This window comes from Sphingobacterium paludis (genome assembly GCF_004364125.1).
Classification (GTDB): domain Bacteria; phylum Bacteroidota; class Bacteroidia; order Sphingobacteriales; family Sphingobacteriaceae; genus Sphingobacterium; species Sphingobacterium paludis.
Map to the genome: position 1 here is coordinate 51,562 of NZ_SNZV01000009.1, position 11,977 is coordinate 63,538.

An 11,977-nucleotide genomic window follows, 5' to 3' on the forward strand; every position below is an offset into this window, starting at 1 on the left:
TTTAGAAAAGATAAGATCTGCATTTGTTTTAATATGTAGTATTTCGTAGGAAAATAACGAGGAAGTGTAAAACAAACTGTGTCAGTGACTGAACTAACGCCCCGCAGGGCGTTAATTCAGTCGTCTTGCTATCAAATTGCTAATTTCTGAGCTCGAGACCCCAACTACCTATTGGTCAAGCAGTTTAATTTACACGTTTGTATATTCCGGAGATATGAGTGTTTCCTCACATATGGTGACACCCCTCTTACAATTGTCTTGTGCAAACGTTAATATTATAATGAATATGCCCGGAAAACCTAGGTAAGTATTGTATATACTGGAGCAAGCTGACCCCTCAAAATAGAATTATATTTAGGAGCCCTTATTGCGTTTAAGGCTTGTAATCACCTACCGTACGGGCTGATGTGCCCCCTAAATGTGTTTTTCCAACTCATGGCGCTGGAGCATACTGCCCCCTAGAAAGTAATTTTTTGTTACTTGGTGATCAAACAATTCGGATCGCTGATGTCTGATTTCTAGATTAGAATACTTTGTTTTTAGATTTGACGACCTTGTTAGCCACAACGGAATTCTTTAGTTTTGTAAATGGCGCAAAAGAATTGAGTTAAACAAAAAACCCTGGACACGACCAGGGCTAAAACTTTTACTTAGTTACGCTCTTGCGAACAAGAGGAGGCTTGACTAAGCATAACATGCCAAACTTAACGAAAATTTTTAATTAAACCAATTTATTAGTGAAATACGCACGACTTGAATTATACGTTTCCCAACCTAGGCTCAACCGCTTTTTGAGGGCGTGTGGAAATTCGAAGACAAAGGCACAGAAGCTTTATAAAATCAATCTCAGGGTTGCCCAGGCATTCTATCCAGTGATGAACTTATTCGAAATCTTCTTACGCAACGCACTTTATAACCGATTGTCGCTACATTTCAATGATCAGGACTGGATAACTACACAGAAGAATTTATTTATGAACCATCCAAGTTTGGCTCCATCGCGTTACTTTTTGCGGGGATGCGTCCTCAAAGCCGAAACAAAAATCCGTCCGCACCCCATTACCCCAGGAAAATTGGTCTCCGAACAGACACTAGGATTTTGGACCGCACTGTTTGACAACCACCATTACATTCTGCTACAGGGCTCAATAATGGGAGCATTTCCTAATAAGCCTGCTGCGGTAAACAGGTCGGCCGTCGTTACGAAGCTAAAAAATATCAGAGAATTCAGAAACCGGATTTATCATAACGAACCGATCTGCTTTCGTGGAAATTCAATTGATTTCTCTTTTGCTTCCCAGATACTGAATGATGTTCATGATGTCATTAGTTGGATAGATCCAAAACTTTTGGACTACACTGGATACTTTAACAACGTCGGAGATAAAATCAATCTACCAAACAACTTATAGAACCATTAAACCTTAATATAGGTATAAAATAACCAATTTATGACCGTATTACAACGTGAGTTCGGTTTAAGCCTATAACTTTACAATCGGATTCGGCTTGGACCCTTTTAGCGCATACCACAGGATCACTGCATAACAAACCAAGGGAACGATGTAGCCAACCTGCGTATCATCATGGGCAAAATCAATAATCCCTCCAGTCAAGAAAGGAAAGATCGCTCCACCGACAATAGACATAATGAGCCAAGAAGATGCTTGCTTGGTATCTCTCCCAAGTCCGACAATACCCAGCGAAAATATGGTTGGAAACATGATCGACATAAAGAAGCCTAGTCCGCCAAGCGCATAAAGCACGACCATGCCCGAGCCGAAAATGGCGACGGCTGCTAAAAGGATAGCGATGAACGCGTAAAGCGATAGCAACCGACTAGCAGTGGTGTAGCGCAGTAAAAAGGTGCCGACGAAGCGGCCCGCCATAAACAAAAGACCATACACGCCCAGGTAATAACCGGCAGTCTTCTCATCCACGCCTGCCCCTTGTTGGGCCATCCGTATGAAGAAGCTGGTGACACATACCTGCGCGCCCACATAGAAAAACTGGGCTACCACGGCATACGCGAGGTGTCGGTGCCGCAGCGCTGCAAATAGTCCGGTTTTCTGCGTCGTTTCTGAGTCGGCCGTATCTTTTATTTCAGGAAGTTTCACGAACACAAAGATGATGGCTATCAGCAGCAGCACTAAACCTAAAACGAGGTAGGGCAACTTTACGGAAGCGGCCTCCTCGGCAAGGTAAGCGACGCGCGTGGCTTCGCCCATGGCGTCCATCTGTTCTGGGGAATAGCTTTTACCCGATAAAATAAACATGGTTCCGACTATGGGCGCAATCATGGCTGCAAGCCCATTGAATGATGCCGCCAAATTTAGGCGATGTGTGGCTGAACTCGCCGGCCCCAGCACCGCAGCGTAGGGATTAGCCGCGGTCTCTAAAACGGCTAATCCACAACCTATGATAAATAAGGCCAGTAGAAAAAGTTCATACATGCGCATATTTGCGGCTGGAATAAATAGGAAAGCGCCGAGCGAAAAAGCGAGAAGCCCGACGATGATAGAGGCTTTATAGCCCCACTTTCGCAATAAAAACCCTGCGGGTAGTGCCATCACGAAATAGGCGAAGAACACCGAGGTATCGACCAACGCGGATTGACTATTATCTAACTGACATGCCTTTTTTAGATGGGGAATAAGAACACCGTTAAGGTTGTGTGCCATACCCCATAAAAAGAATAGGCATACCACCAATATAAACGGAAAGAGATAGCCTCTCGAGGAGTGATGGTCGATGGGCGCGGGCTCGTGGGTATTGACGTGCATAAGTCTAGGTTTTTCTTGGATTACAAATGGTGTTAAGAACCTGCCTCTTTTCGTTTAGCAAGCAAAATATGATCGGCGACAAGCACCACTTCTCCATGTTGGTTGCGTATTTCTACATGCTCCGTGACGGTACCAAATGCGGGATTTTTGGCGTCGGCCTTTTCCGAGATCGTGACCTCGGCATGTATCGTGTCGCCAATGAACACGGGCTTCACAAAGCGCAAGTGATCATAGCCCTTGGAAAAAGCTTCCGGATTGATGACCGAAGCTGTTAACCCGATACCAATAGCGAAGATCATGGTGCCGTGTGCTATCCGCTGGCCGAAGGGTTGTGTTTTACACCACTCGGCATCCATATGATGCGGAAAAAAATCGCCGGTGTGCCCCGCGTGAACGACAAAATCAGTCTCTGTGATGGTCCTGCCCAACGTCACGCGTTTGTCTGTTAAGGTATAATCCTCAAAAAATATAGATTCGAAATGCATGGTTTTAAAGTAAAAAGTTAAAATTAAAAAGTAAAAAAAGTAATAATTCAAAAGTTAGAAGTCAAAACAAATAAAAAGTAATAATTCAAAAGTTAGAAGTCAAAAATTAGAAGAACTGATAAGTTAAATTTTAAAAGTAAAAAGAATTGAAAAGTCAAAAGTTATGCGTTAGGAGTGTCGATGTAGATTTTGCAAAACTGTATCTCTTCATGACGTATGTATAAACAATATGATGCTATACTGTATCTTATTACGCTATATCTTATTACGCTATATCTTCAATTTTGACACCTCCGGTGGCGCTGCTTGTGTAGGCGGCATCGACGACGGCCATCGTGTAAATAACATCTTCTACAGCGGCTGGCAATGTATCGATCTCGCCGAGTTTGAAGCGCATCAGGCTGCCCATACTGCCGATAAAAGCATCGGGAAACCACGATCCTTCTATCGGATAGTCTATCCATTCATACTGACCGTCTGGGGACTTGATGCAATAGGAAAACTTGTCTGGAACACCATGTGGGTAATCCATCAAAAGTCCCATTTTGGCTTTGATAGCACCTTTCGTCCCTTCCCACTTGATAAAGCTTTCCTGATGATCGGGGCCAAAGTCGTGATCGTGATTGGTGTTTACCACGGCGTGGAGTGTATCGCCGTAATCAAACAAGAGCGTGGTACGACTTGATGATAAATCTTTTGCGGGATGTTTCAATGTTTTTGCATAGACGCTGTTGGGGTTCCCCAAGAAAGAGCGGATCAAGTCGATATAGTGTACGCTATGGTATAATATTTCCAGGCGCGGGTGTACCATCACATGCGGAAATAAGTCCCATGGCGTATGCAAGGTGACGCGCACTTCCATGTCGTATACCTCGCCGATATGTCCTTGCTCGATAAGCCAACGGGCTGCATTGACAAAGGGCGCCTGCCGCAGTTGGCAGTTAATCGCTGCAACTAAGTTTTTACGCTGACACAGCTCCAAAATAGCCTTACTTTCTGGGAAATAATCGCCCATAGGCTTCTGAATCAATACGGCAGCGCCATCAGGCAATGCTTCCAAAGTTTCTATAAACTGGCTGGGCATAATGGTGATGTCGTAAACAGCATTTGCCGGCGCCGTTGCTACGGCCTCTTTCACCGTATTAAAGACATGGGGTATGCCAAACTCTTCCGCAAGCGCTTCCGCTTTGGATTTCGTCCGGTTGACGATGCCATACACCTGAAACCCGGCTTTTTTATAGGCAGGTAAATGGGCGTCTTTGACAATGCCGCCAGCGCCGATAATAATGATCGGCAACATGGTTTTCGGTAAAACTGCTTTGTAGGGAATATCTATCATGTCAATACATTTATCTTCGTTTGTGCTTCTTCTAAAAGTTCTTCGCTAGTGCGTTTTGTTTGGACGGCAAGGTTTACCATTTCATCGATAATATGCGCTATGGCCGGCCAGTTTGCCAGCCGCGGCAGTGTTCTGGCGGACTCGTGCAGCGATCCCAATTTCGCGTAAAAATGGATCTGCTGATTGATTTCGGCATCGAGCCAAGTACTGTAGCGACAGCCCACGCCGCCTGCTAACGTTAAGTTTTTATCATTTGCGGCAGACACCGCAAAGGCTAGGAAATCGTAGGCGAGTGCTTTGTGTGCACTTCCTTCTGGCAAGGCATACACCCAATAGACGTTTAACGAAGCTGGCTTTACTTCGCCTTGCGCGGGAATCGCAGCCACATCGACCTTGCCGCGGACGGCGGAATCCTTATCAATCTGCGCCCAAGAGGCAAACCCAAACCAATTTACCATCATGGCTACTTCGCCACGGGCGAAGGCCGCTCCGGCCTGTACGGATTCGTATGCCAAGGATTGCGGGTGCAACACATCGCCAGCCTGAAAAAGATGTCGATAAAAATCGAGCGCTTCAATAGCGGCAGCTTGATTTAGCGATACGCCTCCGGCAGCATCTTGCAGCTCCCCGCCGCGCGACCATAGCTGTAAGCAAAAATCAAACACCGCATTATGCCCATCGGGATAGCCCGCAAAAACACTTCCGTAAAGTTGATCTTCTGGCCTATTGAAAAATTCAGCAACCTGTAAAAAATCCTCCCAATTGGTTGGTACAGCAAGCTCACGTCCGTGCTTTTCCCGGAAATTTTGCTTTTCTGCTTCCGCCTCAAAAAGGTCTTTACGGTAAACCAGACATTCGGGGCCGTCGTGGAAAGGCAGGCCATACAATGCACCGTCAAAGGTTTGCATGCCCATCAAACTCGGTGCCCACGCTGTTCGTCCGCCTTCCGGCAATTTTTCATCGACGAAGCGATCTAAGGCATGGATGCTGTTATGCTGATGCGCTTCCGCAAGCCAATCTGTATTGAGGTGAACGAGATCCCAATCGCCGTTGTGCAGCCCTTTATTTTCGAATAGGCTGCTGTAAAGCTCTTCGAGATCCATGGGGACAAATTCCATTTCGACCGCCGTATCAACGGATTGCCGATAAGCTTCCCAGCAGGCTTTTAAATGCCGCTCAAATGGATCAAACTTGCGTACCGCAAAACGTAATTTAACCATATAGCTCCTGTTTTATTTTCTCGGTATGCTCCCCTAGCGCCGGCGATCCCTTTGTCGCCGTCAGTCGCTCGCCGTCAATGCGGATTGGGCATCGTGTGGTATCGTAGGAAAACCCGTCCCCCATACTGACGCGCTGCAGCATTTCCAGCACTTTAAATCCATCATGTGCGGTTAATTGATCCCAGTTGAGCACATCAGCGCACCAGATATCGGCCGCTTCGAGTAGGCTTAACCAAAACGCGGTAGCTTGTGTAGCCAGATGATTGGCTAACACCTCTTTGATGGCTGTTCGTTCTTGGAAGGCCTGTTCACCGTCTGCAAAGCCTGCTAATGCTGGGCAATCCAATAGTTTCGATAAGAAAGGAATAGAGCCCATGGCCAGCGCGAGGAAGCCGTCCGCCGTTTTATAAATGCCATATGGAGCAGCAAGGTAGGCGTGCGCGTTGCTTACTTCGGTGCGTTGCGGCAATTGCTTGCCATCACGGAAATAGGTGGTCACAGCTTCAAATTGAATATCTACAGCAGAATCTAACATACTGACCTGCACATGCGCGCCTATATCTTGTACCGCGCGGCGGTACAAACAGGCTAGGATAGCGCTGGCTAAGTTCATCCCGGCAAACATGTCGACGATAGAAAGCCCCATCGGAACAGGGCCATGTGGTGCATCGCCACTAAGCCAGGTCATTCCCGTCAACGATTGCAGCAAAAGATCTTGTCCCGGCTTCTTAGCCCAGGGGCCTCGTTTTCCGTAGCCAGAGATTTCTGCATACACGACATTCGGATTGATTTCCCGCACTTGGCTGTAGTCAAAGCCAAGCCTTTCCATCACACCGGGACGGAAATTATGCATAACGACATCGGCTTTTGCTATTAAATCGCGGATAATCGCCCGATCGGCATCATCCTTTATATCTAAAGCTACGCTTTCCTTATTTCTGTTAATTGCATGAAACACGGTGGATGTGCCGTTTAAAATAGTATCCGACGTGTACATCTGCCGACAGATATCGCCGGTAATAGGTTTCTCCACCTTGATCACCCGGGCACCTAAATCGGCCAAGCGCAAACTGGCCAAAGGTCCCGAAAGAAATTGGCTAAAGTCTACGATAATAAAATCTGCTAATGGTAACATATTACGGTCTTAGGTAGTCTGCATTGATTTGTTCATTATCCTGTCCCACTGTTGGTGCTGGCTTGTTGGAAAAGAGGTATGCTCCATCGATATTATAAACGCTACGTGTGGTTTTCAGCTTGCTGCCATCCTGCAGCGCAATATCCTGCAGCATTTCCGCGTCGGTGAACCCTTGCGCAGCAAAAAACTCGTCGTAATTGTTTACTTCAGCGCACCAGATGCCTTTTGCTTCCAGTTTGTCTAGCCAGTTTTTTGTAGGCTGCTGGGAGAGCGTTTGCCCAAAGGCTTGCATAATGGTATCGCGTTGCTTAAACCACGTCGAGCGATCCAGGTATGCTTCTCCAGGTAATCCTAGCGTGTCTGCAATATTGGGCAGGTCGCCCATTGCCAGGGCCAAGAATCCATCGGCTGTTTTATAGACTCCGTAGGGCGCACTGAGATAGGCATGCCCGCCGCCTCGAGTTGCCGATCGTTGAGGCAATTTACCGCCATCATTAAAATACGTGGTCAACACTTCAAACTGCATATCTAACGCGGACTCCAACAAACTTACCTCTACAAGCACACTTTTCTTGGTACGTGAGCGCTTCAGCAGCGCGGCCAAGATCCCTTGCGTCAGGTGCGTAGCGCAATACATATCGATCACGGCTAAGCCAAATGGAACAGGGTTATCCGCTGCACTGCCCGACAGCCAAGTGAGCCCCGATACAGATTGCACTAAGAGATCCTGACCCGGCTTTTTTGCCCAAGGGCCTTCCTGTCCATAACCTGTCACGGTGGCGTATATGATGGAAGGGTTAATTTTTTGAACCGCTTCGTAATCCAAGCCGATCTTCTCCATCACGCCGGGTCGGAAGTTATGCGTTATAATATCGGCCTTTTTTATCAAGGCGTGAATCGTTGCTAAGTCAGTTTCGCTTTTAAGATCGGCCGCATAGGATTCTTTATTCCTATTAATCGTATGAAAGACCAAACTACTTTGATCTACGAAGATATTTTTAATCGCTATTTGTCGGCCCGCCTCTCCGCTGATGGGGCGCTCGATCTTGATGACACGCGCACCCAAATCGGCCAAGCGCAGACCGGCTGTTGGCGCAGCCATAAACTGCGCAAACTCCAATACCAAGAGGCCTTCCAGTGGTCTATTATCCATGCTGGTCTTCCATTAATCGTGATTCTTTATACATCTCATTTAACGTATTGAGCACGCCTTGCTCATCGCCCCCATTTTTCAGGTATTCAACGACCACATCGCCGGCATGATCCTGAAAATGCATATGGCCAAAATAGCGCGGCCGTAAAAACGCGCGCTGTAGTGTGGGCAAGGTATCTTGAAAGAAATTCGACGTGCGACGGTTCACTTCGCCACTTTCCCAAGCTTTCAAATGTCCGGGCTGCCCGCCGTTATCCACGTATAAGGTCGCTTGAACGGGCGCGCTACCTACAAATTGCGCATAATCCATCGCGATATCCACGTTTGTACAATTCGCAGAAATGGCTAAGCCGGCACCACCTAAGGTGCTGGTCATAGGCTCCGATCCTTGCAAGATGGCCAAGTCGTGAAAATGCAAGAGCTTGCGCGCATACCCTTCCCGTGCATAATTAGAATAGCCATAGGCAAATGGGCAGTAGGCGATTTCATCGTTATTCACCATATCTTCAAACACCATAAAAGGGTTTTTCTCATAAAACCGCGCATCCACACGGTCGGCTAACGATTTAAAATGCTGTAGCGCCTTTATGCCCACAGCGGAACTGATAACTTCATCTTCTTGTTGACAGGGATCCTCGCCCAGCGAACAGCAAAACATATAGAAGCTCATCAAAACATCAATAGGCAACAAGGAAAAAGCGACCCGACCTTGGTCTGCCAGCGCTAATACGTCCGCAAAAGTTTTAGGTAGGGAGGTTTCCAAAGATGCTAACAGATCGGGGCGGCTTGCCGCGACGGGTGTTGCTGCATCGATAGGCAGCGCCCATTGCTTTCCTTCAAAATTATAACTGGGGTAAGACTGACCGACGCTATTCCATTTTTGATCAGTGAGGTAGGCTGCATCCAGATGATCGTCGAAAGGCACGATAATCTTTTTGGCAGCAGCATGTCCTGTCCAAGGGTGGTCGATCACCAACAGATCGTATTCTGCGGCGAGTTGTTCGATTGATTTATCAGCAAATTCTTGCAGGGTACGCTTTTTCCATAGAATTTCCACATTGGGGTGAAGCTCTTCGTAGCGTTGCGCAGTGGCAACCATTGGCAGCAAGCCGCGGCTATGCCCCCATGTGATGCCCTTTAGTTGAATTTTATTTGCCATATGCGTGGTAGATATCAAGTTATTGTTGTGTTGTTACTTAAAGAATAAATATAGGCAAACCATCACCACAAACAGGATTCCCCACGCCCATTTAACAGCGGAGGCGGGTCGTTCTATGGTAATACGGTAGGCCATTTGATTTTGCTTTTCAAATTCCGACTTGCCCACAAGCAGGGAGATAACGATCCCTAAGATGAGTAGTGCCACAAAGAGGTAAAAAGAAAGCATGAGGTAATGTGGCCAAAAGTTGTACACATCTTTGGGGAATACCCACAGGTAAAGGACGCCTGTTCCGAGGCTTAATACAGCGCCGAAAGTTAGCAGCGTATTCACTGCAGCTTTATTGGTTCGCTTCCAGAGCACGGCCAACAGAAAAATCACCGCCAAAGGTGGCGCAATAAAGCCTAAAATAGATTGAAAGACATCAAAGAGATTCAGCCCCTTTATTTGATCGATAGCAATAGCCACCAACACAGATGCCAAACAACCAACAATAATGGTGTAGCGACCTATTTGCGTTACCGTGCGGTTATCGGCCTCGGGGTTGATATGTTTCAGGTAGATATCCATTGTAAACACGGTACTCAGAGAATTTAACGATGAGCCTATGGTTCCGACGAGCACAGCAATCAGCACCACGATGACCAATCCATTTAAGCCCGTAGGGAACAAATTGGTAACCATCGTCATATAGGCTAATGCAGGATCTTCCAAGCCGGGAAAAAGGATATAACAGATAACACCCGTTAGTATAAACAGCGGGAGGGATAAGATCTTCAGCCAGGCAATAAAGTTCACACCCAATTGGCCTTGCTTAAGATTTTTTGCTCCGAGTACAGATTGCACCATGGCTTGGTCGGTACAGAAAAATGCGATAGCGGCCACAGGATAACCTAAAGCAATAGCATACCAAGGATAATCGGGATCGCTGGCCGGGCGGATCAAAGACCAGTATCCATCCGGTGTATTCGCAAGCAACCCATCGATACCGCCAATCTTCGACAGACCGAGGAAGGTAAGCAAAGCAGAAACCACGATAAGCAAGATCATCTGGAAGATATTGATTTTAGCCACGGTACGCAGTCCGCCTGTATAGGCGAAAACTCCGGCTAGTGCCACGAGCACCGTTACGGACTGCCACATCGGGATCCCCAAAATTTGGCGAACTAAGAAGCCTCCAGCGAATAGGCCCAGCGAAAGCCAAGAGATCAGCATTTTTACGAGCGAATACCAGGCTAGGATGGTCTGTGTATCTGGCCCAAAGCGCTTGCCCATAAACTCAGGCAGCGTTCGCACGCCCGATGCGATATAACGGGGCGCAAAGACGACCGCTAGCAAGAACAAAAACACAAAGGCATACCAATCAAAATTTACCGCTACAATGCCCGAGGTATAGCCTACTGTAGCAAAGGCGAGTAACATGGAGGGACCTACATTGGTGGCCCACATGTTAAAGCCTATACTGTACCAGCTCAACGATTTTCCCGCTAGAAAATGCGCCGCACCTTCCGCACGATTACGGGATGAAAAAAGCCCAATTGCCAGCAGCGCGATCAAGTAGACGATAACAATACCGTAGTCGACTATCGTTAGTTTATCGAGTATATTATTCATAGCAGCTTACAGGTTGACGCCATATTTTTCAAGCAGGTCTTTCGGGCGCACCGGCTTCCCTGTTCGCAGCGACTCATCCATAGCCTGCAACAGCGCAATGGTTCCGATTCCTTCTTTCATATCCGGGAATGCCGGCGTATTGTTTCGGATGGCATCGCCAAAATATTCCAAGTAGTTTTGGTATTCACCTGCATGGTGGCTTTTGCCTTCAAAACGGAAATAATGCTTTAATTTATGTTCCCAGGTTAGCATCCGCTCTTCGCCAGTTTTGTCGGTAATGGCGTAGCGCAGATCCATGTAATCGGCCTGGCTACAGCCTTCCGTCCCTCTAAGAATGCAACTCATTTCGCTATCGCGCGTGACGGGCTGCACCGGACCGGTATAGGCGCCACTAACCCGTGCTATGCGGCCATCTTCAGCTTTAAAAATAAAGTGCATGGTATCGGCATTTTGCAAGCCGCCCTTTTGCCCGTTTGCACTTAACATCCCGTAGCCCATGACCTCTTCAATATTTGGCAGGTACCAGCGGATAAAATCTACCGGATGGCTTAGCCCGCCATACAACCATTTAAACGAGGATTGCAAAGACCATGGTTTGTCCAAAAACCAACGGTGATCCGCATGGTAATAGCCTTCAATCGTGATTAATTCACCAATCAGCCCCGCTTCATAGTCTTGGCGTTGCTTTTTAACGGGCTCGAAAAAACGTGAGCTTTGTCCTACAAAAACGCGCTTACCTTTTTCTTTTGCCAGTGCGAGCAGTTCGTTCGCATCGGCCAAGTTATCGATAAATGGTTTGGTGCAGACCACATGCTTGCCGTGCTCTAAAGCCAATCGGATGTGCGTGGCATGGAGATGATCAGGCGTATAAATCGCAATTGCTTCGATTTCCTGATTTTGCAATAGGTCTTCATACCTTGCCGTATAGTTGTGGAAGTCAAACTCCTTCATGCGTTTACGCCCGAGCTCTTCATTCAAGTCGCAAATCTGCACTAAATCGATGTGTTCGCTTTGTAGAGCGGCCGACATGGTGCTCCGTCCTTCACCGAGACCTAAAATTCCTAATCTTAATTTTTCTGTTGATTGCAT

General features: G+C 47.1%; 10 protein-coding genes. 1 reads left to right on the forward strand and 9 read right to left on the reverse strand.

What is annotated here, in order from left to right; all coding sequences use genetic code 11:
- The first annotated feature begins 875 nt into the window (after nt 1-875).
- A complete protein-coding gene (locus B0I21_RS16640; protein ID WP_394346366.1) occupies nt 876-1,412 on the forward strand; it encodes a hypothetical protein in 537 nt (178 codons plus the stop codon).
- Between the two features lie 72 nt (nt 1,413-1,484).
- Here B0I21_RS16640 and fucP read toward each other — a convergent pair whose 3' ends face one another.
- The 9 genes from fucP to B0I21_RS16685 all read right to left on the reverse strand — a co-directional run bounded on the left by fucP (nt 1,485) and on the right by B0I21_RS16685 (nt 11,977).
- A complete protein-coding gene (gene fucP / locus B0I21_RS16645; protein ID WP_133641613.1) occupies nt 1,485-2,783 on the reverse strand; it encodes an L-fucose:H+ symporter permease in 1,299 nt (432 codons plus the stop codon).
- A 32-nt stretch (nt 2,784-2,815) separates the two neighbouring features.
- Nucleotides 2,816-3,268, reverse strand: a complete 453-nt coding sequence (locus tag B0I21_RS16650) for a MaoC family dehydratase (RefSeq protein WP_133641614.1) — start codon at nt 3,266-3,268, stop codon at nt 2,816-2,818.
- A 265-nt stretch (nt 3,269-3,533) separates the two neighbouring features.
- Nucleotides 3,534-4,607, reverse strand: coding sequence for a Gfo/Idh/MocA family protein (locus tag B0I21_RS16655; RefSeq protein ID WP_133641615.1), 1,074 nt, complete (start codon nt 4,605-4,607; stop codon nt 3,534-3,536).
- Nucleotides 4,604-5,827 (reverse strand): extracellular solute-binding protein, encoded by a 1,224-nt coding sequence (locus tag B0I21_RS16660; RefSeq protein WP_133641616.1) that lies wholly within the window; start codon nt 5,825-5,827, stop codon nt 4,604-4,606. Before B0I21_RS16660 ends, B0I21_RS16655 begins: the two co-directional genes overlap by 4 nt.
- Nucleotides 5,820-6,962, reverse strand: coding sequence for a CaiB/BaiF CoA transferase family protein (locus B0I21_RS16665; RefSeq protein ID WP_133641617.1), 1,143 nt, complete (start codon nt 6,960-6,962; stop codon nt 5,820-5,822). Before B0I21_RS16665 ends, B0I21_RS16660 begins: the two co-directional genes overlap by 8 nt.
- A 1-nt stretch (nt 6,963) precedes the next feature.
- Nucleotides 6,964-8,115: a CaiB/BaiF CoA transferase family protein gene (locus B0I21_RS16670; protein ID WP_133641618.1), complete on the reverse strand. Its 1,152-nt coding sequence runs from the start codon at nt 8,113-8,115 to the stop codon at nt 6,964-6,966.
- Nucleotides 8,108-9,274 (reverse strand): ABC transporter substrate-binding protein, encoded by a 1,167-nt coding sequence (locus tag B0I21_RS16675; protein WP_133641619.1) that lies wholly within the window; start codon nt 9,272-9,274, stop codon nt 8,108-8,110. The genes B0I21_RS16670 and B0I21_RS16675 overlap by 8 nt, the downstream gene beginning before the upstream one ends.
- Nucleotides 9,275-9,307: 33 nt before the next feature.
- On the reverse strand, nt 9,308-10,888 hold the full coding sequence (locus B0I21_RS16680; RefSeq protein ID WP_133641620.1) for a sodium:solute symporter family transporter: 1,581 nt from the start codon (nt 10,886-10,888) through the stop codon (nt 9,308-9,310).
- A 6-nt stretch (nt 10,889-10,894) separates the two neighbouring features.
- Nucleotides 10,895-11,977 carry a Gfo/Idh/MocA family protein gene (locus B0I21_RS16685; protein ID WP_133641621.1) on the reverse strand — a complete coding sequence of 361 codons (1,083 nt, stop codon included), beginning with the start codon at nt 11,975-11,977 and terminating at the stop codon, nt 10,895-10,897.